This window comes from Ruegeria sp. CH11 (genome assembly GCF_056537105.1).
Window position 1 is genome coordinate 103,470 of the sequence record NZ_JBQFQX010000010.1, and the last position, 26,442, is coordinate 129,911.

The 26,442-nt window shown below is 59.6% G+C and carries 27 protein-coding genes and 1 tRNA gene; 16 read left to right on the forward strand and 12 right to left on the reverse strand.

The genetic code is table 11. The annotated features are described in order from the left end of the window. Positions 1-7: 7 nt before the first annotated feature. From nuoL to ACR0LX_RS15685, 6 genes are read left to right on the forward strand one after another with little or no spacing between them, the layout of a single operon-like run. Positions 8-2,197: an NADH-quinone oxidoreductase subunit L gene (gene nuoL, locus ACR0LX_RS15660; protein WP_480784506.1), complete on the forward strand. Its 2,190-nt coding sequence runs from the start codon at positions 8-10 to the stop codon at positions 2,195-2,197. Beyond that, positions 2,197-3,741: an NADH-quinone oxidoreductase subunit M gene (locus ACR0LX_RS15665; RefSeq protein ID WP_480784507.1), complete on the forward strand. Its 1,545-nt coding sequence runs from the start codon at positions 2,197-2,199 to the stop codon at positions 3,739-3,741. The genes nuoL and ACR0LX_RS15665 overlap by 1 nt, the downstream gene beginning before the upstream one ends. Before the next feature lie 15 nt (positions 3,742-3,756). Further along, positions 3,757-5,199 carry an NADH-quinone oxidoreductase subunit NuoN gene (gene nuoN, locus ACR0LX_RS15670; protein WP_480784508.1) on the forward strand — a complete coding sequence of 481 codons (1,443 nt, stop codon included), beginning with the start codon at positions 3,757-3,759 and terminating at the stop codon, positions 5,197-5,199. A gap of 54 nt (positions 5,200-5,253) precedes the next feature. Then, positions 5,254-6,030: a biotin--[acetyl-CoA-carboxylase] ligase gene (locus ACR0LX_RS15675; RefSeq protein WP_480784509.1), complete on the forward strand. Its 777-nt coding sequence runs from the start codon at positions 5,254-5,256 to the stop codon at positions 6,028-6,030. Then, positions 6,014-6,793, forward strand: a complete 780-nt coding sequence (locus tag ACR0LX_RS15680; protein WP_480784510.1) for a type III pantothenate kinase — start codon at positions 6,014-6,016, stop codon at positions 6,791-6,793. Before ACR0LX_RS15675 ends, ACR0LX_RS15680 begins: the two co-directional genes overlap by 17 nt. After that, the gene (locus tag ACR0LX_RS15685) at positions 6,790-8,457 is read left to right on the forward strand and encodes a ribonuclease J (protein WP_480784511.1); all 1,668 of its coding nucleotides are present in this window, start codon (positions 6,790-6,792) and stop codon (positions 8,455-8,457) included. Before ACR0LX_RS15680 ends, ACR0LX_RS15685 begins: the two co-directional genes overlap by 4 nt. Positions 8,458-8,463: 6 nt before the next feature. Here ACR0LX_RS15685 and ACR0LX_RS15690 read toward each other — a convergent pair whose 3' ends face one another. Continuing rightward, the gene (locus ACR0LX_RS15690) at positions 8,464-9,165 is read right to left on the reverse strand and encodes an NUDIX hydrolase (RefSeq protein WP_480784512.1); all 702 of its coding nucleotides are present in this window, start codon (positions 9,163-9,165) and stop codon (positions 8,464-8,466) included. Next, positions 9,162-9,563 (reverse strand): DUF983 domain-containing protein, encoded by a 402-nt coding sequence (locus ACR0LX_RS15695; RefSeq protein WP_480784513.1) that lies wholly within the window; start codon positions 9,561-9,563, stop codon positions 9,162-9,164. Before ACR0LX_RS15695 ends, ACR0LX_RS15690 begins: the two co-directional genes overlap by 4 nt. 221 nt (positions 9,564-9,784) lie before the next feature. On the opposite strand from ACR0LX_RS15695, the gene ACR0LX_RS15700 reads away from it, so the two are divergent. The 4 genes from ACR0LX_RS15700 to ACR0LX_RS15715 are packed head-to-tail and all read left to right on the forward strand — an operon-like array spanning position 9,785 to position 11,683. Continuing rightward, complete coding sequence (locus tag ACR0LX_RS15700) at positions 9,785-10,252, forward strand: EF-hand domain-containing protein (RefSeq protein WP_480784514.1); 468 nt, start codon at positions 9,785-9,787, stop codon at positions 10,250-10,252. Positions 10,253-10,258: 6 nt separating this feature from the next. Next, positions 10,259-10,873 carry an RNA polymerase sigma factor gene (locus tag ACR0LX_RS15705; RefSeq protein WP_480784515.1) on the forward strand — a complete coding sequence of 205 codons (615 nt, stop codon included), beginning with the start codon at positions 10,259-10,261 and terminating at the stop codon, positions 10,871-10,873. Continuing rightward, complete coding sequence (locus ACR0LX_RS15710; protein ID WP_480573302.1) at positions 10,866-11,207, forward strand: hypothetical protein; 342 nt, start codon at positions 10,866-10,868, stop codon at positions 11,205-11,207. The genes ACR0LX_RS15705 and ACR0LX_RS15710 overlap by 8 nt, the downstream gene beginning before the upstream one ends. Then, the gene (locus ACR0LX_RS15715) at positions 11,204-11,683 is read left to right on the forward strand and encodes a periplasmic heavy metal sensor (protein WP_480784516.1); all 480 of its coding nucleotides are present in this window, start codon (positions 11,204-11,206) and stop codon (positions 11,681-11,683) included. The genes ACR0LX_RS15710 and ACR0LX_RS15715 overlap by 4 nt, the downstream gene beginning before the upstream one ends. Before the next feature lie 7 nt (positions 11,684-11,690). Here the strand turns inward: ACR0LX_RS15715 and ACR0LX_RS15720 are convergent, their stop codons facing one another. Further along, complete coding sequence (locus tag ACR0LX_RS15720; protein WP_480784517.1) at positions 11,691-13,091, reverse strand: diguanylate cyclase; 1,401 nt, start codon at positions 13,089-13,091, stop codon at positions 11,691-11,693. A gap of 89 nt (positions 13,092-13,180) precedes the next feature. On the opposite strand from ACR0LX_RS15720, the gene ACR0LX_RS15725 reads away from it, so the two are divergent. The 5 genes from ACR0LX_RS15725 (at position 13,181) to ACR0LX_RS15745 (ending at position 17,573) form a co-directional block, all read left to right on the forward strand. Further along, positions 13,181-13,465: a DUF3572 domain-containing protein gene (locus tag ACR0LX_RS15725; RefSeq protein WP_480784518.1), complete on the forward strand. Its 285-nt coding sequence runs from the start codon at positions 13,181-13,183 to the stop codon at positions 13,463-13,465. Positions 13,466-13,480: 15 nt separating this feature from the next. Further along, on the forward strand, positions 13,481-14,173 hold the full coding sequence (locus tag ACR0LX_RS15730; RefSeq protein WP_480784519.1) for an HAD family hydrolase: 693 nt from the start codon (positions 13,481-13,483) through the stop codon (positions 14,171-14,173). 119 nt (positions 14,174-14,292) lie between these two features. Beyond that, positions 14,293-15,852 carry a trimethylamine methyltransferase family protein gene (locus ACR0LX_RS15735; protein ID WP_480784520.1) on the forward strand — a complete coding sequence of 520 codons (1,560 nt, stop codon included), beginning with the start codon at positions 14,293-14,295 and terminating at the stop codon, positions 15,850-15,852. A gap of 120 nt (positions 15,853-15,972) precedes the next feature. Further along, on the forward strand, positions 15,973-16,560 hold the full coding sequence (locus tag ACR0LX_RS15740) for a heme NO-binding domain-containing protein (protein WP_480784521.1): 588 nt from the start codon (positions 15,973-15,975) through the stop codon (positions 16,558-16,560). Continuing rightward, entirely contained in the window at positions 16,557-17,573 is a 1,017-nt protein-coding gene (locus ACR0LX_RS15745) for a GGDEF domain-containing protein (RefSeq protein WP_480784522.1), read from the forward strand. The genes ACR0LX_RS15740 and ACR0LX_RS15745 overlap by 4 nt, the downstream gene beginning before the upstream one ends. A 54-nt stretch (positions 17,574-17,627) precedes the next feature. Here ACR0LX_RS15745 and ACR0LX_RS15750 read toward each other — a convergent pair whose 3' ends face one another. The 8 genes from ACR0LX_RS15750 to ACR0LX_RS15785 form a co-directional block, all read right to left on the reverse strand. Further along, positions 17,628-18,323: a CbiX/SirB N-terminal domain-containing protein gene (locus tag ACR0LX_RS15750; protein WP_480784523.1), complete on the reverse strand. Its 696-nt coding sequence runs from the start codon at positions 18,321-18,323 to the stop codon at positions 17,628-17,630. Between the two features lie 73 nt (positions 18,324-18,396). After that, on the reverse strand, positions 18,397-19,329 hold the full coding sequence (locus ACR0LX_RS15755; protein WP_480573330.1) for an AEC family transporter: 933 nt from the start codon (positions 19,327-19,329) through the stop codon (positions 18,397-18,399). A gap of 28 nt (positions 19,330-19,357) precedes the next feature. Next, positions 19,358-20,155 carry an MBL fold metallo-hydrolase gene (locus tag ACR0LX_RS15760; RefSeq protein WP_480784524.1) on the reverse strand — a complete coding sequence of 266 codons (798 nt, stop codon included), beginning with the start codon at positions 20,153-20,155 and terminating at the stop codon, positions 19,358-19,360. Next, positions 20,152-20,958 (reverse strand): TatD family hydrolase, encoded by an 807-nt coding sequence (locus tag ACR0LX_RS15765; protein ID WP_480573336.1) that lies wholly within the window; start codon positions 20,956-20,958, stop codon positions 20,152-20,154. The genes ACR0LX_RS15760 and ACR0LX_RS15765 overlap by 4 nt, the downstream gene beginning before the upstream one ends. After that, positions 20,955-22,076, reverse strand: coding sequence for a DNA polymerase III subunit delta' (locus ACR0LX_RS15770; RefSeq protein ID WP_480784525.1), 1,122 nt, complete (start codon positions 22,074-22,076; stop codon positions 20,955-20,957). The genes ACR0LX_RS15765 and ACR0LX_RS15770 overlap by 4 nt, the downstream gene beginning before the upstream one ends. Before the next feature lie 10 nt (positions 22,077-22,086). Continuing rightward, a complete protein-coding gene (gene tmk, locus ACR0LX_RS15775; protein WP_480784526.1) occupies positions 22,087-22,710 on the reverse strand; it encodes a dTMP kinase in 624 nt (207 codons plus the stop codon). After that, positions 22,707-23,873 carry a D-alanyl-D-alanine carboxypeptidase family protein gene (locus tag ACR0LX_RS15780; RefSeq protein WP_480573345.1) on the reverse strand — a complete coding sequence of 389 codons (1,167 nt, stop codon included), beginning with the start codon at positions 23,871-23,873 and terminating at the stop codon, positions 22,707-22,709. The genes tmk and ACR0LX_RS15780 overlap by 4 nt, the downstream gene beginning before the upstream one ends. 20 nt (positions 23,874-23,893) lie before the next feature. Then, complete coding sequence (locus tag ACR0LX_RS15785) at positions 23,894-25,195, reverse strand: SPOR domain-containing protein (protein ID WP_480784527.1); 1,302 nt, start codon at positions 25,193-25,195, stop codon at positions 23,894-23,896. A gap of 203 nt (positions 25,196-25,398) precedes the next feature. Between ACR0LX_RS15785 and ACR0LX_RS15790 the strand changes: the two genes are divergently transcribed. Beyond that, positions 25,399-25,488 (forward strand) — tRNA-Ser (locus ACR0LX_RS15790). Between the two features lie 351 nt (positions 25,489-25,839). Here the strand turns inward: ACR0LX_RS15790 and ACR0LX_RS15795 are convergent. Further along, positions 25,840-26,358 (reverse strand): hypothetical protein, encoded by a 519-nt coding sequence (locus tag ACR0LX_RS15795; RefSeq protein WP_480784528.1) that lies wholly within the window; start codon positions 26,356-26,358, stop codon positions 25,840-25,842. Positions 26,359-26,442 lie beyond the last annotated feature (84 nt).

A 26,442-nucleotide genomic window follows, 5' to 3' on the forward strand; every position in this document is an offset into this window, starting at 1 on the left:
GAGAACTATGGAAACCACCATCCTCTTTGCCCCGCTGGTGGGCGCGCTGCTCTGCGGATTTGGCTGGCGCTTTATCGGTGAGAAAGCGGCCATGTGGACCGCAACGGGCCTGCTGTTTCTGGCCTGTCTGCTGTCGTGGATCGTGTTCCTGTCCTTCGACGGGCAAACCCAGCAAATCGAGATCATGCGCTGGATCGAGAGCGGCTCGCTGTCGACAAGCTGGGCCATTCGCCTGGACCGGCTGACGGCTATCATGCTGATTGTGGTGACGACCGTCTCGGCGCTGGTTCACCTCTATTCTTTCGGCTACATGGATCACGACCCGCAATGGCGCGAGGGCGAGAGCTATAAGCCGCGCTTCTTTGCCTATTTGTCTTTCTTCACCTTCGCGATGCTGATGCTGGTGACGGCGGACAACCTGGTTCAGATGTTCTTTGGCTGGGAAGGCGTGGGCGTGGCGTCTTATCTGCTGATCGGGTTCTACTATCGCAAACCTTCGGCCAACGCGGCAGCGATGAAAGCGTTTATCGTCAACCGAGTGGGTGACTTTGGCTTTGCACTTGGCATCTTCGCGCTGTTCTTCCTGACGGACAGCATCAACTTTTCCGACATCTTCGCATCGGCTCCAGCGCTGGCAGAAGAAAAGCTGCACTTCCTCTGGGGTGAGTGGACTGCCATCGAAGTGATCTGCGTCCTTCTATTCATCGGCGCGATGGGTAAGTCGGCGCAGTTGATCCTGCACACATGGTTGCCCGATGCGATGGAAGGCCCGACGCCGGTGTCGGCGCTGATCCACGCTGCGACCATGGTGACTGCAGGTGTATTCCTGGTCTGCCGCATGTCGCCGCTGATGGAGTTCGCGCCGGGTGCGACCGGGTTCATCACCTTCCTTGGCGCCTCGACCGCCTTCTTTGCCGCAACCGTGGGTCTGGTGCAGACCGACATCAAACGCGTCATCGCTTATTCGACCTGTTCTCAGCTTGGATACATGTTCGTGGCGGCCGGCGTCGGTATGTACTCGGCGGCGATGTTCCACCTGCTGACACATGCGTTTTTCAAGGCGCTGCTGTTCCTGGGCGCAGGCTCGGTGATCAATGCGATGCATCACGAGCAGGAAATGACCGAATACGGTGGTCTGCGAAAGAAGATCCCCTACACGTTCTGGGCGATGATGATCGGAACGTTGGCCATTACCGGCGTTGGTATCCCGCTGACCACCTTTGGGTTTGCTGGCTTCCTGTCCAAGGATGCCATCATCGAAAGCGCCTTTGCAGGCGGAACGGGCTATGCCTTCTGGATGCTGGTGATCGCGGCGATGTTTACGTCGTTCTATAGCTGGCGGCTGATCTTCCTGACCTTCTATGGCGAGCCGCGCGGGGACAAGCATACCCACGATCATGCGCATGAAAGCCCGATGACCATGCTGGTGCCGCTGGGCGTTCTATCGCTGGGCGCGGTGTTCTCGGGGATGGTGTGGTACAGCAGCTTCTTTGGCCACGCAGATAAGGTCGGTAAGTTCTACGGCATTCCGGTCGCTGAGGCGCATGCGGATGGGCACGATGCCGCCACCCATGCAGAGCATGTGGCCGATGGCACAGCAGAAGCTCATCACGGTGAGGAAGGGCATGGCGACGAAGCCCATGCCGATACATCCCATGCAGATGATGGACACGCAGAAAAACCCGCGCATGGAGAGAAAGACGCTCATGGTGGCGACCACCACTATGTCTTTGCCGGTCAACCCGGTGAGGGCGCTCTGTATATGGCACCGAACAACCATGTGTTGGATGACGCACATGCGGCCCCGAAATGGGTCAAGGTCTCGCCATTCGTGGCGATGTTGCTTGGGTTCATCGTGGCCTATTGGTTCTACATCGTGAACACCTCGCTGCCCGCGCGGTTGGCGGCGAACCAGCGTCCGCTTTACTTGTTCTTGCTGAACAAATGGTACTTTGACGAGATCTACGACGCGATCTTCGTCAAACCTACTGTCGCGATTGGCCGGTTCCTGTGGAAACGCGGTGATGGAAACACCATCGATGGCTTCCTGAACGGGGTCGCGATGGGTGTGGTTCCCTTCTTCACCCGCCTCGCTGGCAAGGCGCAGACGGGTTACATCTTTACTTACGCCTTCTGGATGGTTCTGGGGATCGCAGCCCTGGTCACCTGGATGTCAATCGGCGGAGGCGCGCACTAATGGACAATATCCTATCCATTGTCACCTTCATCCCCGCCATTTCGGCCGGTCTTATGGCCGTGTTCCTTTATGGTGAGGACGCTGCCGCACAGCGCAACGCCAAGTGGATCGCGCTGTTGGCGACAACCGTGACCTTCTTGGTGTCGATCGGCATCTATACCGGCTTTGACCCCTCGAACACTGGCTTCCAGATGGTGGAAGAGGGCCAGTGGCTGCTGGGACTGAAATACAAGATGGGCGTGGACGGCATCAGCGTGCTGTTCGTGCTGCTGACCACCTTCATCATGCCATTGACCATTCTGGCCAGCTGGAACGTCACCAGCCGCGTCAAGGAATACATGATCGCTTTCCTGCTGTTGGAAACACTCATGCTGGGCGTGTTCATGGCGCTGGATCTGGTGCTGTTCTACCTGTTCTTCGAAGCGGGCTTGATCCCGATGTTCCTGATCATCGGCATCTGGGGTGGCAAAGACCGTATCTACGCAAGCTTCAAGTTCTTCCTCTATACCTTCCTCGGCTCGGTGCTGATGCTGGTGGCCATGGTCGCGATGTATGCGGATGCGGGCACCACGGATATCGAGGCGCTGATGAGCCATCACTTTGCCTCGGACAGCTTTAGCGTGCTGGGTGTCCATATCGTCGGCGGCATGCAGACACTAATGTTCCTGGCCTTCTTCGCCTCGTTTGCGGTGAAGATGCCGATGTGGCCCGTTCACACCTGGTTGCCGGATGCGCACGTGCAGGCCCCGACCGCCGGGTCGGTCGTGCTGGCGGCGATCCTGTTGAAAATGGGTGGCTATGGCTTTTTGCGGTTCAGCCTGCCGATGTTCCCGGTGGGCTCGGCGGTGATGACGGATCTGGTTCTGTGGATGTCAGCGATTGCGGTGGTCTACACTTCACTGATTGCGCTGGTGCAGGAGGATATGAAAAAGCTGATCGCCTATTCCTCGGTGGCGCATATGGGCTTCGTAACCATGGGGATCTTTGCGGCAAACCAGCAGGGCATCGATGGCGCGATCTTCCAGATGCTCAGCCACGGCTTCATCTCGGCCGCGCTGTTCCTGTGTGTCGGCGTGATCTATGACCGGATGCATACCCGCGATATCGAGGCTTACGGAGGGCTTGTTACCCGCATGCCCGCCTACGCGCTTGTGTTCATGCTGTTCACGATGGCGAATGTAGGCCTGCCTGGCACGTCAGGATTTATCGGAGAATTCCTGACCCTGATGGGCGCATTCCAGGTCAACACATGGGTGACGGCAGTGGCCGCGACCGGGGTGATCTTCTCGGCGGGATATGCGCTTTGGCTGTATCGCCGGGTGGTGTTTGGCGATCTGATCAAGGAAAGCCTCAAATCCATCACCGATATGAGCGCACGCGAAAGGCTGGTTTTCGCGCCCTTGATCATCATGACCATTCTGCTGGGGGTCTACCCGTCGCTGGTGACGGATGTGATCGGCGACTCGACCGCCGCGTTGATTTCGAACTATGACATGGCACTGGCAGCGGCAGAGGCCGCGACCCAGACTGCCGCATCGCACTAAGGGAGCTTTGGAGACATGATCCAAGCTGATCTGACAATAATCCTGCCAGAGATCATTCTGGCGATCTATGCGATGGCGGCATTGATCGGGGCTGTCTACACAACCAAGGACGGGCTGGCACCTGTTCTTGTCTGGTCAACGGCGGGGCTGATGGCTGTGCTGGCGATCTGGATCGCGGTGAATGGCGATGGCACGAATGTGGCTTTCAACGGGATGTTCGTTGACGATGCATTTGCGCGTTTCGCAAAGGTCGCGATCCTGCTTTCTGCTGCGGCTGTCCTGATGATGAGCCAGGACTACATGGCCCGTCGCGACCTGCTGCGATTTGAGTACCCCTTGCTGGTCGCCTTGGCCGCTGTGGGCATGATGATGATGGTCAGCGCCGGGGACCTCATGTCATTGTACATGGGACTCGAATTGCAATCGCTGTCGCTTTATGTCGTGGCCGCCCTGCGGCGGGACAGTGCTAAATCGACCGAGGCGGGCTTGAAGTATTTCGTGCTGGGCGCGCTCAGTTCTGGCCTTTTGCTGTATGGCGCGTCTCTGGTCTATGGATTTACCGGCACCACTCTGTTTTCCGGTATCATCCAGACGGTCCACCATGGCGACGTCTCGTTGGGCTTGCTGTTTGGCCTGATCTTCCTGATCTCGGGGCTGGCCTTCAAGGTCTCGGCTGTGCCGTTCCACATGTGGACGCCGGATGTGTACGAAGGCTCGCCCACGCCGATCACAGCTTTCTTTGCCACCGCGCCGAAAGTGGCAGCAATGGCGTTGTTCGCCCGGCTGATGCATGACGCGTTCGGCGGTATCGTGAAAGACTGGCAACAGGTGATCGTGCTGCTGTCGGTACTGTCGATGCTGCTGGGCGCGGTTGCCGCGATTGGTCAGCGCGACATAAAACGTCTGATGGCGTTCTCGTCGATTGCGCATATGGGCTATGCCCTGATCGGTCTGGCGGCGGGAACCGAATTGGGCATCAAGGCGATGCTCATGTATCTGGCGATCTACGTGACGATGAATATCGGCACCTTCGCCTTTATTCTTATGATGGAGCGGGACGGAAAACCCGTCACCGATATCGACGCGCTGCGCCAGTTTGCCAAGCGCGATCCCGGCAAGGCGCTTGCCGTGTTGATCCTGATGTTCAGCCTGGCCGGTGTGCCGCCGATGTTGGGCTTTTTCGCCAAGTTCGGCGTCTGGCAGGCTGGTATTGAGGCCGGGTTGACCGGTCTGGTGATCGTCTCTGCCATCGCCTCGGTGATCGGCGCGTTCTATTATCTGCGGATCGTGTTCTACATGTATTTCGGTGACGAGAACGAAGACCCGATCGAGACCCGGTCCTCTCCGATCTTGTGGGGGGCTTTGATGGGTTCGGCTGCGTTGATGCTGGTCGGCGTGGTCTATCAATTTGGTGTCGAGGGCGCAGCTGCGGCTGCGGCGGCAACGCTTGTTCAATAAACCGAAGGCCAAGGCTGCCAAGGGGTGCGGCCTTGCGGGCCGGACTGTCCGCGTATGAGCAATTGGCCCGAGGGATACGGCCTGCACGTGGTGCAAGAGGTCGACAGCACCCTGAACGAAGCAGCGCGGATCGCGCCCGCGGCGCAAGGTCCGGTCTGGATCATGGCGCATCACCAGACAGCGGCGCGCGGCAGGCGGGGTCGGGCCTGGGCGAACCCAAAGGGAAATCTTGCAGCAACCTTGTTGCTGCGCCCCGATGGCACCCCGGAAAAGGCCGCATTGCGCAGCTTTGTCGCCGCCCTTGCGTTGTTTGACGCCTGCGTTGCGGTGACCGGCCGGGCGGCAGGACTCTCGCTGAAATGGCCAAATGACGTGCTGCTGAACGGCGGCAAACTGGCAGGGATATTGCTGGAAAGCACAGGGCAGGGGCAGGGCGTGTCTCATCTGGCAATCGGTATCGGCGTAAATCTGTCCGAAGCCCCCGATGCCGCCATGGTCGAACAAGGTGCTGTACGCCCGGTATCGCTGTTGTCCGAGACCGGTGCTTCCGTCACGCCCGAGGATTTTCTGACCGAACTTGCCGCAGCCTATGCAGCATACGAGACCCAGTTTCGCACCTATGGATTTGAACCGATCCGAACGGCTTGGCTGTCTCGGGCCGCGCGTTTGGGCGAGGTCATCACTGCGCGAACCATCACATCGGAAATGTCGGGGACCTTTGAATCGGTGGACGCAGGGGGCAACCTTGTCCTAAACACCGCCAAAGGCCGCGTCAGCATACCTGCGGCGGATGTCTTTTTTGAAGGGGGCGCACATGCTTCTGGCGATTGATTGCGGGAACACCAACACCGTGTTCTCAATCTGGGATGGCGAAACCTTTCTGTGCACGCTGCGTACCTCGACCCACCATTCGCGGACAGCGGACGCTTACTTTACCTGGTACTCGACCCTGGTGAAACACTACGGGATTGAGGCCGACATCAGCGACGTCATCATCGCCTCGACAGTGCCGCGCGTGGTGTTCAATCTGCGTATCTTTGCGGACCGCTTTTTTGGCTGTCGTCCTTTGGTAGTTGGCAAACCCGAATGTCTATTGCCTGTCGCGCCGCGTATCGACGAAGGCACAATTCCGGGGCCGGACCGGTTGGCCAATGCGGTCGGAGCGTTCGACCGCCATGGCGGTGATGTGGTGGTTGTCGACTTTGGAACGGCCACGAATTTCGACGTGGTTGCATCAGATGGCGCTTATGTCGGCGGGATCATTGCGCCTGGTGTGAACCTGAGCCTCGAAGCGCTGCATCAAGGTGCCGCAGCGTTGCCGCATATCGACATCACCCGCCCGGAAAAAGTGATCGGAACAAATACGGTTGGCTGTATCCAGTCCGGCGTGTATTGGGGGTATTCCGGGCTGATCGAAGGGTTGATCGCGCGCATTAAGGCCGAATACGGAATGCCGATGAAAGTAGTCGGAACCGGCGGCCTTGCGCCATTGTTCGATCAGGCGGATGTGGGCTTTGACGCCATCGAGGACGATTTGACGATGCACGGCCTGACCGTGCTTCATCGCTATAACAAGGACAACGGCTCGACATGAGCAGTGAGAGATTGATCTATCTGCCGCTTGGCGGCGCAGGCGAAATTGGTATGAACGCCTATGTCTACGGCTACGGCAAGCCGGGGCAGGAACGCTTGATCCTGGTGGATCTGGGCGTGGCCTTTCCTGACATGGACACCTCGCCCGGGGTGGATCTGATCTTTGCCGACATCACCTGGCTTAAGGAACGGGCCGACCGGCTCGAGGCGATTTTCGTCACCCACGCGCATGAGGATCACGTGGGCGCAGTCGCCCATTGCTATGCGGATCTGGGCGCGCCGATTTATGCCCGTGCCTTCACCGCGAACATCGCGCGCCGCAAGATGGAGGATCAGGGCCACCCGACCGAGGCGGTGCAAACCGCGTCCGCCTGGCCTGAACAGATCAAAGCGGGTCCGTTCCAGGTTGGTTTCTTGCCGGTCTCGCACTCAATTCCCGAAAGCGCGGGTTTGGTGATCGAAACACCCGCCGGGCGCATCGTGCATTCCGGCGATTTCAAACTGGACGCCGATCCGGTCGTCGGTGAAGCGTTCGACCCCGACCTGTGGACCGACGTGGCTAAACCGGGTGTCAAAGCGCTGGTCTGTGACAGTACCAACGTTTTCTCGACCCATCCCGGTCGCTCGGAGTCCGAAGTCGGGCCGGAAATCACCAAACTGGTGCAAGAGGCCTCGGGCATGGTAATCGCAACCACCTTTGCCTCGAACGTGGCGCGGGTGAAAACGCTGGCCGAAGCGGGACAGCGCGCCGGGCGTTCTGTCGTCCTGTTGGGGCGGGCGATGCGGCGGATGATCGAAGCCGCGACCGAGACCGGCATCCTGTCGGATTTCCCGCGCGTCATCAGTGCCGAAGAAGCCGTGGATGTCCCAAGGCAGAACCTGATGCTTATCGTGACCGGCAGCCAGGGTGAACGCCGCGCCGCCAGCGCGCAACTGGCGCGGGGCAAATATCGCGGGTTGGAAGTCAAAGAGGGCGACCTGTTTTTGTTTTCCTCGAAAACCATTCCCGGCAACGAAAGGGGTGTGATCCGCATCATCAACCAGTTCAGCGAAAAAGGCGTGGATGTGGTTGATGATAGTTCGGGGCTTTATCACGTCTCGGGCCACGCCAACCGCCCTGATCTTGAGAAGGTGCATGCTCTGATTGATCCGCAGATGGTAATCCCGATGCACGGCGAACACCGGCATTTGCGGGAACACGCCAAACTGGCCGAGGCGGGCGGGCGCACTGGTATTCTGGCGGTAAACGGCACCATGCTGGACCTTACGGGGAACGCACCAACCATCGTGGATTATGTCGAAACGGGTCGAACCTATCTGGACGGCACGGTAAAGATTGGCGCGTTGGACGGCGTCGTGCGTGACCGTATTCGCATGGCGCTGAACGGCCACGTGACCGTGACTGTCATTCTGGATGAAGAGGATGAGCCTCTGGGCGAACCCTGGTGCGACGCAATTGGTCTGCCGGAAACCGGTGCCTCGAACGCGGGTCTGATCGAAGTGCTCGAGGAGGACCTGAACCAGTTCCTCATGCGTGCCGATGCCAAGACCCTGCGGGACGATGACAAGCTGGAAGAGGCGCTCAGGCGGATCGTGCGTCAAACAACCAAGGTGGAGTTGGGCAAGAAGCCCGAAGTGACCGTGGTTATCAGCCGAATGCGTTGACCTCGGTTAGTCCGCCTGCGGCATCGGGTATCCCTTGAGTTGCAGGAACAGGCTTTCTTCCTCGCTATTGAGGAAGAAAGGAACGCTTTCTGGCGGCGTTTGGAGCGTGGCACGCGTGGCGATTTCTGCCAGAACAACCTCGGTGATGAACGGCAGGTCGAACTTGCGCGCCTGCCGAATTTTCACCCATTGCAAATGCTGCAATTCGTCGGAGGCGTGGGTGAAATCGTCAAGGTCCCCCTGAATTTCTGCGGCATCTACCAAAAAGAAGCGGGCATCAAATCTGCGCGGCCGACCGGGTGGGGTCACCGCGCGAAAGACGAATTGAAGCGCCTCGGCCGACGGCACAAAGCCCATTTCGGCAAAGGCGTCCCAATCTGCGGGCGGTGTTACGGCCCAAGCGCCGGGCTTGCCAAGAATAAGGCCGGTTTCTTCCCACAACTCGCGAATGGCGGCGGCGGCCAGAGCATTTTCCAGCCCCGGGTCGGCCTGCTCTGACAGCCTTTGAAAGCAAATTTCGGGTAAAGGTTCAGCCAACGAGACACTCGAATCCGCAGGATCGACCGCGCCGCCGGGAAACACGAATTTGTTCGGCATGAACGCGGCGGAGGCACCGCGCTGACCCATCAGGATCGACGGGTCATCAAATCGGTCACGCAGAACAATGACCGTCGCGGCATTTCGAATTGCGGTTTTGTCGACGTTCATGCAGCAGACTTGCCGAAACCGTGCATCCTGCGGGCCCATTGATAGGCGACCACTGCCCCTTTGAGCCGCGGCAACAGATACAAGGACAAGGCCACACACGCCACCGAGAAGCCAATTGCCATGGTCCAGGGGTCCGGACGCCAATGCACATAGGATACGTGCAGGGCCGGAGCCAGCAGGTGCCCCACAATCAGAATTGTCAGATACGCGGGACCGTCATCCGCGCGGTGATGAAACAGTTCCTGGCCGCAATGTCCGCATGTATCATTCACTTTCAGGTAGCTGTGCAACAGCTTGCCTTCGCCGCAGTTGGGGCATTTGCCGCGAAACCCACGGATCAGCGCCGGCTTCGTAGGGCGGTTTTCCTCAACAGGCGTGGCGATGGTTTGATCGGTCATGATGTTACTCGCGCGTTCCGGTGCCCGTGATATTGCGCATTAAACGCCATTTGTAAAAGGGGGTGCGTCGCTTTGCGGCGGCTACCGATGACGAACAGTTCCGGGCAACAAACGGATCTCGATCAAAAAAAGTCGACGGATGGGCGACGGAATTCCGCTTGTGCCGCGTTTTAACAAGTATCAGCAGCGGCGCAGGGCCGCGCGTAAAAGGGAAATCTGATATGAAATCTACAGGCTTTATTTCCGCGATTGTTCTCGCCGCCGTGGCCGTCACCGGCACGACTGCTTTGGCCAAGGGGCCGAAAGATCGGCAGCCCCCAACGTTTCAGGAATTGGATGCCGACGGTGACGGACAGGTCACGCAGGCCGAGATCGAAGCGCATCGCACGCAGCGTTTCACCGATGCAGACGCGGATGGTGACGGGCAGTTGAGCCTTGAAGAAATGCAGGCTGCGGCGCAGACCAAAGCCAACGAGCGGGTCCAGAAAATGTTTGAGCGGCAAGATGCCAACAGCGACGGATTCCTCAGCGCAGACGAGTTGCCGAAACCGCGCCGTGGCGCAAAGATGTTCGAGCGGATCGACGCAGACGGAAACGGTTCGATCTCGGAACAGGAATATGCCGATGCAAAGGAAAAAATGGGTCGGAAGCACAAGCGCAAGGGCGATCGGGGCTCTGACAGCAACTGATGCGGGATGGAAGACCTGACCACGCATCCAGAACAGGCGCATGGCGGTTCAACCGCCATGCCCGAGCCCAGCGACGACATGTTGTTGGCCCGGTTCGCCAATGGTGATGCGATGGCTGCGCGAGCGCTGACCGACCGGCTTGGACCGCGCAGTTTTTCGGTCGCGATGCGGATGCTGGGAAACCGGGCCGAGGCCGAGGATGTGACACAGGACGCAATGATGCGGTTGTGGCAGATGGCGCCGGATTGGGTTCCCGGTCAGGCGCAGGTGTCGACCTGGCTGTATCGGGTGACGCTGAACCTCTGTTTGGATCTGCGGCGTCGCAAGCGGCCGGAGCCGATGGAAAACATGCCTGAAATTCAGGACGGTACCGCCAGCGTGACCGAACGATTGCAGGATGTAGCACGCCAAGATGCGCTTCAGTCAGCGTTGGATCTTTTACCGGACCGGCAGCGCGAGGCCGTGATCTTGCGGCATATCGAAGAGCTCTCGAATCCCGAAATCGCTGGGATCATGGACATCTCGGTGGAAGCGGTCGAAAGTCTGACGGCGCGGGGAAAACGGGCTCTGAGCAAGATCCTTGCAGGGCGACGGGACGAGTTGGGGTATGAAAATGGCTGAACATGACGAATTGGAAGCCCTGTTCGCGCAGGCCCGGCAAAACCGCCCGGCGCTGCCTGACGATCTTGCCGTTCGGATCGAAACCGATGCCGAGGCTGTTCGACTGGGCCGCACCGCAGCGCCCCGGCACCGTTCATGGTGGGGCATATTGGACGGGCTTGGAGGCTGGCGCGCACTCAGCGGGCTGGTTGCGGCCAGTGCCGCTGGGGTCTGGATCGGAATTGCGGCGCCGGGCTTTCTGCCTGATCCGGCCACCTATATTTTCCCGCAGGACACCACTTTGCTGATGGCGGATCTCAATCTGGACGCCGATTATCTGGAGGATACGGAATGAGCGACAACGCCGGATCAAAGCGCAGATGGATGCCGATCCTGTTGGTGGTTTCGCTGGCCGTCAACCTTCTGGTTGCCGGCGTGATCCTGGGCACGGCTTTGCGGTTTAGGGGCGGCGATCACACCCGCGTGCCGCCGGGCTTCGGTGCTGCACTATACCACGCGCTGCCCAAGGAAGACCGCAAGGCGCTGAGGGGCGAACTGTCAGGCTTGCGCAGCAAGGGCGCATCGGGACGCATTCAGAACTTCAGCGCGCTCAGCGAGGTACTGAAGGCGGTTCCATTCGACCCCGAAGCTGTGCAGGTTCTGTTGGATCAGCAGGCCCGCGCCACATCTGATATGCAGGGTGCGCTGCATCAGAACTGGTTGATTTATGTCACGGGGCTGACAGACGAAGAGCGTCAGGTCTACGCTGAGCGTCTGGAGGAAGTTGTTCAGCGCGGGCCGCACGGCAAGCGAAAAAACAAACGGGACTGAGTGCGGATCACGCCGCGCTTTTACGCAGGCGCACCTGATTGCGCCCCGCCTGCTTCGCGGCATAAAGCGCCCTGTCTGCGGATTTAAGCAACTCTCCGGTCGAGTGTGCATGCCCTGTCTGATCGACCTCGAATGGCACGTACATCACCAGGCCAATGCTGATCGTGACCGGGATCATCGAATTGGTTCCCGGCACGCAGAACGGCTCCGAGCAGATGCGGTCGCAGATCGTATCTGCAACGCGTAAGGCGCGTTTCTGAATAGTGTCCGGAAGGCAGATCATGAACTCTTCGCCACCGAAACGCGCGACAAAACCGGCGCTGCCGAGGGTCTGTCGCAAGCGTCTTGCGGCTTCGATCAGCACAGCGTCGCCACCGTCATGGCCGAACTGATCGTTGATCGACTTGAAGTGATCGAGATCTGCCAACATGACCGCAAATCCGCACCCTGTGCGCAGGGACTTGCGGACAACCTGGTCCAGAGCCCGCATGGCAAAACGACGGTTGTGCAGTCCGGTCAACGGGTCTGTCAGAGACTCTGCAAGACCGTTGCGCAACGTGGCGCGCAGCCGGTCATCACGCCGTTTACGCGCGATCTGGCTTTTCAGCCGCAGGGCGATCTCATCCGGGTCAAAGCCGCCCTGGCAAACCGCATCCACGCCCCAGTCAAGCGCTTCGGCCGCCTGTTCCGAGTTCCCGTCGGGCAGCACGCCAATCAAAACGGTGTGTCGTGTTGCCACGCGCGACCGCAAATCGGCCAGCATGTTGCGGCAGGTGGCCCCCGGCCAGATTTCGACGACGATTGCGTCCGGCACCGGCGACGACAGGACCCCTCGGAGGTTCGGCAAGTCGTGACTGGACAGAGGTTGCGACACGCGACCTGCCAGCGCCTGGTTCCAGATCGCACCGGTTCGGGCATCGTGAGTCAGTATTGCGATACGGCTTGCGGACGGTGGCGCGATAAGAGCGGCGGCGGGTTCGGCGAATCCGATCGATTGGGCATCGCCCCCAACCCGCAACTCCTGCCGCTCGACCCGAGCGCGCAGCAGGCTGCGGACATGAGCCAAAAGCAGAGTGTCCTTGAACGGGTATGCCAGCACATCGTCCAGCCCGTCGGCCAGCGCTTGCATGCGCGCAGCCTTGTCGTTTTGCTGAGTGATTGCGACCACCGGCACGTCCGCGAGTGTCGGGTCGCTGCTCAACAGCGCTTTGACATCCGCTGCAGTGCCATCCGGCAAATTCTGCGCGGTCAGCACCAGATCGGGGCGCGACCGCCGCAGCAAGGCCGCGAGGCCCTGCAGTTTCTCACCTTGCACAACCTGATACCAGGCCGCCGTCAACTGCACCTTAAGCATGATGCGATTGGTAGAGACCCCGTCGAGGACAAGTATGGTGCCTTGCACGGACATTGACGTTCACCGTTAGATTGCATGCGTTGCCAAAGTGTTTATGACTCTGGTTAACAAACCCTTTCCAAGCCCCGGCAGGAGGCGATTTTATGCCACTCAACGCCAACTCCGCTGAAACTCTGGCCCTGAACGCCCTGAGCTGGCTGGTGGGAAATGACGAGTTGCTGCCTGTGTTTCTTGGCGCGACCGGAGCATCGGCACAGGACCTGCGCGACCGGGCAGGTGAGGCCGAATTCCTGACTTCGGTCCTGGATTTTCTGCTGATGGATGACGCTTGGGTCATCGAATTCTGTGATGCCAATTCCGTCGCCAACCATCTTCCGGCCCAGGCCCGGTCGGTGTTGTCTGGCGAATCGGAAATGCACTGGACGTGATAGGAGCCCACATTCATGCCAATTGACGCGCTACTGTTTGACAAGGATGGCACCCTGTTTGATTTCGCCGCAACCTGGGGGGCCTTTGGGCGAGCCACTCTGCTGCGCCTGTCCGAAGGGGATGATCAGAAAGCCGCAGAACTGGGCAAGGCGATCGGGTTTGACATCGTCGAGGACCGGTATGAGCCCGATAGCATCGTTATTGCCGGGACCGTGGGCGAGGTTGCTGACGCTCTGCTGCCGCACATCTCGGACTATTCGTATTCCGAGTTGGTCGATCTGCTCAATGCGGAATCGGCAAAGGCCGAACAGGTGCAGGCCGTTCCGCTTGAGGCGTTTCTGACGGGGTTGCGAAAGGCAGGGTTGAAGCTGGGCGTTGCAACCAATGACGGCGAAGCACCCGCCAAACAGCATCTCGAGTCGGTTGGTATCCGCGCTCATTTCGACTTTGTCGCTGGTTACGACAGCGGACATGGGTACAAACCCGGGCCAGGTCAGATGCTGGCATTTGCAAGTCAAGTGGGGATCGATCCGTCGCGCATTGCGATGGTCGGTGACAGCTGTCACGACCTTGAAGCCGGGCGCGCAGCCGGAATGATGACGATCGGTGTTCTGACCGGCATCGCCGAAGCTGAAGCGTTGGAGCCATTGGCGGATGTTGTGCTGCCTGACATCGGGCATATTCCGGGCTGGTTATCCGGGCGATAGCTCGAACCGGAAGGAAATCGCCGCTTCGTGTAACAAAACCGACAAGACCTGTCGCGGACAGAGCGGCTCGTCACCCGACTTCGGGGCTTGCTTGAAGCAGGCAGGACCCGGAGGAGACCATGGAAGACACAGCCAAACCCCGACGTCGCAGCGGCGGACGTGCCGGTGCCGCAGCCCGGCGCGGGCAAGCGGTTATAGACCAGATGCCCTGGAATCCGCCGATCAATATAGATCGCCCGACCGAGCCTTTGGGCCCGGATGGCATAGAAGCCATTCATGACGGCGCTATGCGCATTCTCGAAGAGATCGGGATCGAGTTCTACAACGAAGAAGCCATCGGAATCCTGCGCGAAGCGGGATGCACCATCTCGGGCGACAATGTCCGCATGGGACGGGATTTTGTGATGGAAATGGTGGCCAAAGCGCCGTCAAGCTTCACAATCACCCCGCGAAACCCGGAAAGGCAGATCACGATTGGCGGCAAGACCATGCTGTTTGGCAATGTGTCGTCACCACCGAACTACTGGGATATGGAAATTGGCCAGAAGGTGCCAGGCAATCGGAGGATGTGTCAGGACCTGCTGAAGCTGACGCAGTATTTCAATTGCATCCATTTTGCCGGCGGATACCCGGTCGAACCAGTGGATATCCATGCCAGCGTGCGCCATCTGGATGTGCTCTATGACAAGCTGACCCTGACCGACAAGGCGATGCATGCCTATTCGCTGGGCAAAGAACGCGTCGAAGACGTAATGGAAATGGTGCGTATCGCAGGCGGTCTGACCGATGAAGAGTTCGAAGCGTCTCCGCGCATGTACACCAACATCAACTCGACCTCGCCGCTTAAGCACGACCATCCGATGATCGATGGCTGCCTGCGCCTGGCGCGGCGCGGGCAGGCGATCGTTGTCACCCCATTCACTCTGGCCGGCGCGATGGCGCCGGTAACGATGGCCGGGGCCGTGGCGCAATCGCTGGCCGAGGCGCTGTGCGCGATCGCTTTGTTCCAATATGTGCGACCAGGAATTCCCTGCGTGATCGGAACCTTCACCTCGAATGTCGACATGAAATCCGGCGCGCCGGCGTTTGGGACACCCGAATATATGCGCTCGACCCAGATGACAGGCCAGATGGCCCGTTTTTACGGTCTCCCGATGCGTTCCTCTGGCGTTTGCGCGGCGAATGTGCCCGACGGCCAATCGATCTGGGAGACTTCGAATTCCCTTTGGGCAGCCGTTCAATCAGGCACAAACATGGTTTATCACGCGGCTGGCTGGCTTGAGGGCGGCCTGATCGCAAGCCCCGAGAAATTTGTGATGGACTGCGAAATCCTGCAGCAGATTCAAAGGTATATGCAGCCCGAGCTTTCGGCGACCGGGCCTGATGAAATCGCCCTCGACGCGATCCGTGACGTTGGAAATGACGGCCACTTCTTTGGCATTCAGCATACACAGGATCGCTATGCCACGGCCTTTTATCAACCTTTCCTGAGCGATTGGAAAAACTATGAAGCCTGGGAGGTTGCGGGCGGTATCTGGACCGCAGAACGCGCCCACCGGATGTTCAAGGAGATCGTGAACAACTTTGAAGCCCCTCCGATGGACGTCGCCATCCGCGAGGAGCTTGTAGCGTTCGTCGAACGTCGCAAGGCAGAGGGGGGCGCACCGACCGACTTCTGATTGCGCGCCTCTGTATCACATTGAAACCACATCGAATTGCAGGAATTCGCGGTTCGATTTTGTGACTTTGTTAAGATTTCTGCGCTTTGGTCTCAGGGTAAGCGAACCCAGAGGTTTACGATGCACGGTCTGATCAACAGGGCGGTTCAATCTTTCGTCTGCGCCACCTATGGCTGGCCGTGCTGGCAACGCGCGACCGAGGCCGCGGGACTGGGATTTGCCGAGTTTGAGCCCATGCTGGTCTATGACGCCGATCTGTCGATTCAGGTGCTGGACGCGCTTTGTGCCGATCTGAACCGCCCGCGCGCCGACTTTCTCGAGGATTTGGGAACATATCTTGTCTCGCACCCCAATACCGAGGACCTGCGCCGGTTGCTGAGATTCGGCGGCGTTTCCTACGTGGATTTTTTGCATTCGCTGGATGATCTGCCCGACCGCGTCAGGCTGGCTGTTTCCGACCTGGATTTGCCGGATTTGGAGCTGCGCGAGGAATCGCCAGCAGAGTTCAGATTGCTCTGCTTTCCAGGTCTGCCGGGATTTGCCAGCGTTATGACCGGGGTTTTGCGGGCAATGGCCGATGATTACGGCGCTTTGGTCATGCTGACCCATGATGGACGCCAGGGCGAGGTCGAGGTGATCTCGATCATACTGGTCGAAAGCGCGTTTGCAGAAGGGCGGCAATTCGATCTGGGGGCGCGCAAGCTATGACCGATCACCGTCATCTGGCCAATCTGCTGGAAACCCTGTGCCCAATGTTTGTTCTGGTCGACAGGACAGGCGAAATCCAACGGGTTGGGCCTACACTGCAGAAGCTGCGGCCCGAGCAGCCGATGGTTGGGGCGAATTTTTTGGAAATGTTCGAGCTGATCCGCCCCCGCGCCGTCACGACAGTTGCGGCCCTGATGGCGTCCGCTGGCGGACGGATGCAACTGAGATTCCGAGACGAGCCACGCACCGGTCTCAAGGGATTGATCGCGCCACTGCCCGAGGATGCAGGCGCTGTCATTAACCTGTCATTCGGAATTTCGATTCTCGACGCGGTGCGCGACTATGCCCTGACCAGCGCCGATTTTTCGGGGACCGATCTGGCAATTGAACTGTTGTATCTGGTCGAGGCGAAATCGGCTGCGATGGAAGCATCGCGCTCGCTGAACCTGCGCTTGCAGGGCGCGATGCTGGCGGCCGAAGAGCAAGCCTATACCGACACTCTGACGGGTTTGAAAAACCGTCGCGCGATGGATCACATTCTCGGCCATCTTGTCCGCTCGAAATCAAAGTTCGCGCTGATGCATCTGGATTTGGATTTTTTCAAATCGGTCAATGATCGTCTTGGGCACGCTGCGGGTGACTATGTGCTGCAGCAGGCCGCGCGTATCATGCTTGAGGAAACACGCAGTGACGACACCGTCGCCCGGATTGGTGGGGACGAGTTCGTTTTTGTATTCAAAGGTCTGACAAGCCCTCAAACCCTGAGCGGGATTGCCGACCGGCTTATTGACCGTCTGAGCGAGCCGATGATGTTCGAAGGGCAGCGCTGCGAAATTTCAGCAAGCATCGGCACGGCGCTATCTACACAATTCCGAAACAACGACTGGGCCGAGGTTCTGAACGCGGCTGATCAAGCCTTGTATGACGCAAAAAAGAACGGGCGGGCGCGCCATTTCTTCTATGCAGGGCTCGCTACGGAGTCGCAGTCGCCAGACGTTCAGCCTTCGACTTGACCGAAGTGATCAATGCCGGTCGAGAGGTGGGAACACACTGGCCAGCAAAGCCAGTCAACCGACGAGTTCCTGGCTGAGTTTATGGGCAATATGGTGCTGGATAGCGGGCAGCTCCCCGACAACAGGCGTAACGATGCCCTGAAACCCCGCCTGGTCCAGCGATTCTGGCACGTCTTCCAACACATGCCCTCCGGTGCAGGCAAAAAACGGCAGGCAGATCGCAGACTGACCTGTGCCCGATGCGGCCTCGGCGATGCTTGGGGGCTGTTCGACAAAGCCCAGACGGGTCGAGTTGAACGACAGCAAGCCCTTGAGGCACGAAGCGAATTCTGAGGCGACTTTGGCAGGGTTTGGACTGCGTCCCGATCCGTGGGCGGCGATAACCAGATCGACCTCGGACGCGGTCCAGCTTTGATCGGACAGCGTATCCTGCAGTGCATCCGCAACCAGACGCGGTAAGTCAGGATCGATGCCAAGGGGATCGAGAATGCGAATCTCTCGGTTTCCAATCCGTTTCGGCAAAGCGCCGGTCACGAACCAGCCCTTGGCCATGAATAACGGATAAACGGCGCTGCCTGCTGGCAAAGCGTCCAGGCAGGTTTCCAGCGATCCGGGTGCCGCGAGCGTTGCCGAACGTACCGAGATACCTTGTGTCAGCGCATCTATACCTGCGGCGAAGGCGGCAAGAGACGCTTCAGCCGGGGCAGGGTCCGAGGGTTGGCCATGGGCAACGATAACAGCGTGCGGCATATTCGTCTCCAAGCGGTTTGTGACGTGCAAGATGTCCCGGCCACGATCCGAGTCAATCAATTTGACCGGCTACCTAGCCTAAAAGTGTCAACCACATCCATACGGTTACGATGGACACACCGGTTCCGATCAAGACCGAGGATGCGGCCACCCGTTTGGCGTGGCCGTAGAGGTTGGCAAAGATATAGGCGTTGAAACCGGGGGCCATGGCAGCGGTGACGACACCGGATCTGAACAGATCCTGTGGTAGCGACAGCGTGGTTCCGAACAGCCAGACCAGGCTTGGGTGTAGCAACAGCGAGACGCCACAGACAAAGGCGATGGCCCTCAGATCGCCCTCGGGGCGATACTTCACCAGAACGCCGCCCAAGGCGAATAGAGCGCCCGGCAGGGCAGCGCGCGTGATCAGGTTCAGCGCCTCTTCGGCAACGGTTGGGATGCCGACGCCTGACAGGTTCACGGCAAAACCCATCGCGATGCCCAGGATCAATGCGTTTTTGAACATGGCTGACAGGACCGATCGCACCATGCGCGCACCGCCATGACCGCGATTGCGGATCACTTCCATCACCGTGATGCCGACGCCGTAGCAGAATGGTGAATGTAAAGCGATGATCGCGTAATTTCCTGTCAGATTGTCGGGGCCATAAGCGCGTTCGGTTATCGGCAGGCCAAGCAGGACCGAGTTCGAAAACAGGCAGCAAAAGCCGATCGCCACGCTGTCTTCCCAGCCGCGCCCAAAGATGTACCGTGCGCCGCAGGTGCCTGCTGTAAAGCACAGACCAGCCGCCGCGTAGAAACTGACCAGCAAACGGGGGTCAAAACTGCTGTCGATGTCAAGATTGGCGATGGCCAGAAACAGAAGGCAAGGAATTGCAAACCCTTGCGTAAATTTCATCAGGCCGTCGACATGGGACTCGCGAAAATAACCAAACCGGGTCGCGGCATAACCCGAGCCGATCACTAAAAAGACCGGCAGGATGACGTTGATCAGACTCTGAAGCATCTCGGGACCGGTGCCCTTTGGTCCAGGGTCATGCGGGCGACCGGATCACCATCCCGTCATAGGCGGGGGTGATATGGTCCGGGGTTTCGGCGTCGACTGTGGCATAGTCCAGGTCGATATGCATGTTGGTCAGCACCGCGCGCTTTGGTTGCAATTCTTCGATCCAGCCCAGCGTTTTCTCGAGATGGGCATGCGTTGGGTGCGGCGAGCGGCGCAGAGCGTCGATGATCAGGTAATCCAACCCTGCCAGCTCGGACCGGGTGTCGTCATGAAACTCAGCGACATCCGGCAGATAGGCCAAATCGTTGATCCGAAACCCTAGCGCATCAATTGATCCGTGATTTACGCTGAACGGATGGAAGGGAATGGCCCCGCCGGGCCCGTCCACTTCGAACGGCCCGTCAATTGTCTTAAGATCGAGGATCGGAGGGTACGGAGAGCCTTCGGGCTGCACGAACGCATAGCCGAACCGCCCAAGAAGGTCGTTCTGCGTGGCCCCATCGGCCCAGACCGGCACGCGTGTTTTCATGTTGAACACGATCATGCGCAGATCGTCGATGCCGTTTGTGTGATCCGCGTGCGCGTGAGTATACACGACTCCATCCAGACGCCCGGTACCGGTGCCCAGCAACTGGCTGCGCATGTCCGGGGAAGTATCGATCAGAACCGTTGTCGTCCCGCCCAGCCCATCACGTTCGACCAGCAATGAACAGCGGCGACGGATATTCTTGGGGTTCTGTGGATCGCAATCGCCCCAATGACCGCCCAGTCGGGGGACGCCGCCGGACGACCCGCAGCCCAGAATGGTGAACCGGAACTCGCTCATGCGGCGGCCTTGTATTGTGCGGCTTTGGAAAACAGGCGATCGAAATTGGCCTGTGTCCGCGCGGCGAAATCGGCGTAGGGCAGGCCAAAAACCTCGGCACCTTTCTGGGCCGTAAAGGCGGTATACGCGGGTTCGTTTCGTTTGCCGCGATAGGGTGGCGGGGCCAGATAGGGCGCATCGGTTTCGACCAGAATGCGGTCGACAGGGGCCGCCGCGAAGATGTCGCGCAATTCCTGGCTTTTGGGAAAGGCAGCGATACCGGACATCGAGAGGTAAAAGCCCAGCTCCAGCGCTGCCTTGGCCAGCTCAGCCGAGGACGAAAAGCAATGCATCACGCAGGAATACGGCGCGTTTTGGTATTCTTTCGTCAGAATGCGCGCCATGTCGTCATCGGCAGCGCGCGCGTGGATGATCAGCGGCAGCCCGGTGCGCTGGGCGGCCTCGATGTGAATGCGCAGCGACTGCTTCTGCAGGGCCGCCGACTCGGCCGTATAGTGATAATCCAGCCCGGATTCGCCGATTCCCACGAACTTGGGATGTTGTGATAACGCGACCAATTCATCGACGCTGGCCATCGGTTCTTCGGCCGCGCTCATGGGATGGGTGCCGGCGGCATAGAAAATCGGGGCGTGAGCCTCGGCTATGGCACGGACGATGGGTTCGTTGCGCAGACGCGTGCAGATCGTCACCATCCGGGTAACACCCGCTTCGGCGGCACGGGTGATGATGTCGTCCAACTGCCCGTCGAAATCGGGAAAATCCAGATGGCAATGGCTGTCGGTGATCTGGGGGGTATCGCTCATCTGCTCTGACCGGCGGTTTCCTGTATCTTGAACACCGTATCTAGGACCAGAGCGGCAGGGTCAAGGTTCACCGCCTGACCATGACGTGCACGTGCCGTGATCACCGCAGCGACCTCGGCCCATTTTTGCGCCTGTTGTGGCGAGGCCGACAGGCGGGCCAGTGTCTGTGCCTCATTCGGAGCAGCTTCGGGTACGGGCGGCGCGCCAGTGGCACCGGTAAGCGCAAGGCGAGACAGCGCGATGTCGATCAGGGTCAGCAACAACTCGAACCGGTCCGCCGCGCCGCGCTGGGCAGCGGCCTCGGCAAGGGTAAGCGCGCGCTGGCGGTCAAGGCGGGGAAGGGTCCCTAAAATCGCGATCAATTCGGCATAAATATCCAGCCCGTTCAGATTGATCAGGCGCACCGCATCGCCCACCGAACCCGCGGCAAGGGCTGCGAGGTGATCCGGTTGCGCGGGCAGCTCGGCCCCGGTTTGCAACAGCGCCGCCTGCATGTCCTGTTCACCCAGCGGAGACAGCCGCAACGTACGGCAGCGGGATTTGATCGTTGGCAATAGGCGAGAGGGCTGATGGGAAACCAGCAGCAGCGTCGTACGCGCTGGCGGTTCCTCGAGCATCTTCAACAGCGCGTTGGCGGCGCTGACATTCATCTCGTCCGCCGCATCCACGATGACGACGCGCCGTCCGCCATCGGCGGCGCTCATGCCAAAGAACCGACCCAGCTTGCGGATGTCGTCGACCACGATCTCTCCGCGCAGCCGACCCTGATCATTCACCGACCGCGTAATCGCAGCCAGACCGGGTTCGGCACCCGCCAGAATGCGGTGAGACACCGGGTGCTCGGGGTCGATATCAAGCGAGTCAGGTGGGGGCGGCGCGCCGAATAGCCCGCCGTCATCTTGTGGCGGCGTCGCCAGCAGAAATCGGGCGATACGCCAGGCAAGCGTGGCCTTACCGCAGCCGCGCGGACCGGTCAGCAGCCAACCGTGGTGCAACCGTTCCGAATTGTAGGCGGTCAGAAACGCCTGCTCGGCCGCATCTTGACCAAAAAGCCGGACGGTTTCGCGCGGATGCGGCGCACCGGGCGCCTGATCAGGGGCTGGAATGTCGTCGCTCATCGCCTATCGATCACAGAGTCTTCGATACGATTTCTGTCACATCGCGGGCAACGCTGTCTATGTCCCGATTGCCATTGACGACCCGGAACCGGCTTGGGAATTCTTCGGCCAGCGCCAGGAAACCCGCGCGCATGCGACGTTGCAGCTCGGGGCCGAAATCCTCAAAGCGTTCTTCAGCGCCTTGCCGCCCTTTTGCACGCGACAGGCCGGTATCAGGGTCCATGTCGATCAGCAGCGTCAAGTCGGGCTCGCGCCCGATCATCAGGCGGTGCAGCTGATCCACCAGACCACGCAGATCGCCGCGCGACAATCCCTGATACATGCGTGTGCTGTCTGCAAAGCGGTCGCAGATCACGATTTTTCCAGCGGCCAGCGCAGGGTTGATCGTGCGTTCCAGATGATCCCGGCGGGCGGCTGTGAACAGCAAAATCTCGGTCTCTGCCGACCAGCGGTCGGGATCACCTTGCAGGACCAGATTGCGGATTTCCTCGGCCCCGTCCGAGCCCCCGGGCTCGCGCGTCAATACGACCTCATGACCGGTCGCGCGCAGATGCTCCGCCAGCATACGTGCCTGCGTCGACTTTCCCGATCCATCAATGCCTTCAAAGGTCAGAAACACCCCGCGCTGCGTCACAATTGCCCCAGCGGAGTGTTGATGACGTCTTTCAAAACGATGCCGCCAACCGTCAGCATCCGAACCACAAATCCTCCTTGCGGGACGTCCTTGACCGCAACCAGAGGGCGTCTGATCTCGGGCAGCCCTTCTGGCTTGATCACCAGCTCCGCCAGTTTCTGGCCTTTGGCGACAGGCGCATTGATCGGGCCGTCATAGACGATTTCGGCCTCGACATCGGCATCGCCCAGCACTGGGAAAAGCAATGTCATGTCCTGCTCGGGGACAAGGCCAACCGTAGGTTCGGCCCCCATCCACAACTTGGCTTCGGCTATCGGTTCGTCGGCGTTGGCAACTGTCCTCTCGACAAAATTTCGAAACGACCAGTTAACCACGGCCTCAGCCTCCTCTGCGCGGCGGGCCGTGCTGTCGAGGCCGGAGAGGACAAAGACCACGCGCCGGTCGCCTTGCTTGGCCGAGCCGACAAGGCCATACCCGGCCTCTTGCGTGTGGCCGGTTTTCAAACCGTCCGCACCAATGTCCAGTTTTAGCAGCGGGTTGCGATTGCGCGCGTTTGATGGCGCCCGCCCGTCGAACTCGAACACTTCTTCAGCGAAGAGCGGGTAGTATTCGGGGAAGTCCGTAATCAGTCGATCTGCCAGCACTGCCAGATCGTGCACTGACATCATGTGCCCGGCAGCGGGCCAGCCGTTTGAGTTGGCAAAGTTCGAGTTGTCCATACCCATTTTCTTGCCGCGTTGTGTCATGAAGCGGGCAAACCCGGCTTCGGTTCCATCGGGGCTGAGCGCTTCGGCGATCACAACGCAGGCATCATTGCCGGACAGCACGATGATCCCCCGCAGCAAATCCTCCACCCGGACACGATCCTGTGTGTTGAGGAACATGGTCGAACCGCCATAGCTCATTGCGTGTTCGGAAACCGGCAATGTCTCATCCAGCGTCAGACGCCCGTCGCGCAACGCTTCGAAGGCGACATATAGCGTCATGAGTTTTGACATCGATGCCGGTGGCAGCGGCAGATCGGCCTCTTTCGACAACAAAACCGTGCCGGTTTTCTGATCCATCACATAAGCCGCACGGGCGGTCGTATCAAAGGCTTGGGCGGGCAGGGCCAGCACGGCCAGCCCAATGGCCAGAGTGGTCGAACGTAACGCGGACAACATCTTGCGCCTCCTGTTTCTTGTCAGTTCTTAGCCGTGAAGGCGTCGGAAAAGCCCAGATCCTTTACGTCGGACAGGATCGCCCGGCGTTCAGCCCTGGTATTGGCAGGACCGACCAGAACGCGCCAAACGGTGTTGTCTTCGGTCTTGAGCTCATTGACCTGAGCGTTCATGCCGTTGCGCCGGATCTTGTCTGCGGCACTCTTGGCATTTGACTCGACCCCGAACGTACCAACCTGGACAAACGGTTTCGACAGAGCGGATGTCGCTGCGGCGGTTGTTGCAGTAGCTGTCGCTGCGGTCGGTTCACTGGCTTCAATCGCGGCAGCCGCGCCTTCGATCGGGTCAAGCGGCGTTTCCGTGATTGCATTGGGGTCTTTCTTTTGCCACCACTTGCGTTTTGCAGGCTTTTCGGCGGGCGCTGTAACCTCAGGATCGGCCAATGCGGCGGATTGCGGTGCCTCAGAGGTGGCTTGATCCGCCACAACCGCGCCCGTTGCAGCTGCGGCTCCGGCTGCCGCTGCGACCTCGGCGGTTTCTTCGGCTGGCTTTTTCTGCCACCATTTCCGCTTTGCCGGTTTTTCGGCGGATGCCTCCGCGTCCACTTCGGGTTCAGGCTCTGCGGTGGCTGCAGTCTGCTCGGGTGCAGGGGTGTCCTCGGCGTCGCCTGATGCGGCACCCGCTGCGACACCGGTGGCTGCCGCGACGGCGGCAGTTTCAGCTGCCGGTTTCTTTTGCCACCACTTGCGTTTGGCGGGTTTTGGTTCTGCTTCTTCGGTTGTCTCCGCATCAGCAATTTCGGTCTCGGCGTCCTCGGGCTGAGTCTCTTCCGGTGGCGGGGCAACCTGAATCTCTTCGCGCCGCAGGGCAACCACCTGCAACCTGCTAGGAGAACCTGCCAGCATTCCCAGCTTGGCTGCTGCCGACGATGAGACCTGCAGCGCCGGGCCCGGCAAATTGGCGTCCCTACGGAACAGCGCACCGGTGACGGATTTGTTGTTGGACGTGTTCTTGATCAAAACCCGCTCGGGTTGACCAACGTCGGGATGTGCCACCCAGATGCCACCAAGCGAGGGGCGCCCATCCCATAAGCCGGCCTCGGTTACCTCGAACACATCCGGGGCTTCGATGTCCCGCTGCGACCCCGAGGTCAATTCAGGGAACAGTTCAACAGGCCCATCCTTGTCTGAGGTTTCTGCCGCTTCATCCGGTGCCGCAGTGCCTGCAAGGTTCAATCCTTCCTCGCAGCCGACCAGTGCTGTCATGGCCACGGCCAAAACCGCCAGCCGCGGTGGCCCAAAGCGTTTACCCGTCGCTCGCTCCATCATTTCATCCCTTGCCTGACAAGGCCGTTCCGGCCGCGCCCCACCGCGAATTGGCTGGTTCTTGTGCCAGTCTCATGCGGTCACTCACGGCAATCATAGCGCGAGCGCCACCCCAAGGAAAGCCATCTGCGCCGGGTTCGGCAAGATTTCCCGCATTATGGCTTGCCTCTGGCCGCAACTGCCCTTAGACCCTGCCAGCACGCGGGGAGGTGGCAGAGTGGTCGAATGCGGCGGTCTTGAAAACCGTTGAACGTGAGAGCGTTCCCAGGGTTCGAATCCCTGTCTCCCCGCCACTCATACCTGTCTCACTTCAGTTGTGTTTTCTGACCCGGAATTGTGCCGCAATTCCCGCGAGTTGGCGCATGCGCTTTCAATCAGAGACGGAGCAGATCGCACCCTCAGAGCGCAATTCCGGCCGCAGTCTCAGTGGCGCATTTTGGCGGGGTCGCTTTGGGCGGGATTTCCCTGATAACCTGCAATTTACAGGGAATTTTCGCAAACCGGGACTGACCTCCGTCGTTTCTCCTATCAGAACTGTATGTTTTTCGGAGGTTAATGCCGCAAATTCCCTAAAAGGTGGAACAGGGAATTTTCTCGCGGGAACAGGGAATTCTTCCGCCGGATTAGGGAGGGCGAACCCTGTATCAGGGACGCAGCATCTGGAGCTGTCCAAAGCCGAACAGGTGTTCCTGTTCGGACCAGTCAAGTGGGTGGGTCACGCTGACCAGACGCTTGAGTGTGAGTTCGGGCGGTTGGGTACCGTCGAGAATCGCTGCCTGAATCTTCGGTGAGAGATAGGCGAGCTGAGCACGGGTGCGGATGAAGGCGCCGGGGACGCTTTCGCGGCGTGCGATCTCCATCAGTTGAACTCCGGCTTTTAGATCGCGCGCCCAGCCATGGGCGCGGATCAGCATGGACCGGAGGTGGGGATCAGGTTGGGGTGCCATGTCTCCAGCGATGACCTTGGCCTCAACGCCGCGGCGGCGCAGATCGAAAGATGCGGTGACGTGGATGAGATCCGGGTGCAGATGGTCCGCAGTAATGCCAAGCGTGCTTGCCAGAGTTTTGGGGTTCAATTCGAGGTCGATCTGTCCTCGTGCAATTCTGCCGTTGGCCAGAATATCAGCACCGACCTGACCGCCTTGGCCTTGAAGCCGGGTCACCAAATCCGCAACTGAAGTCTGAACAGCCTCGGCTGACCCGGCCTCCGGCTGCGCCAGAACTCGATGCGTGATTGCGGCGTCTTG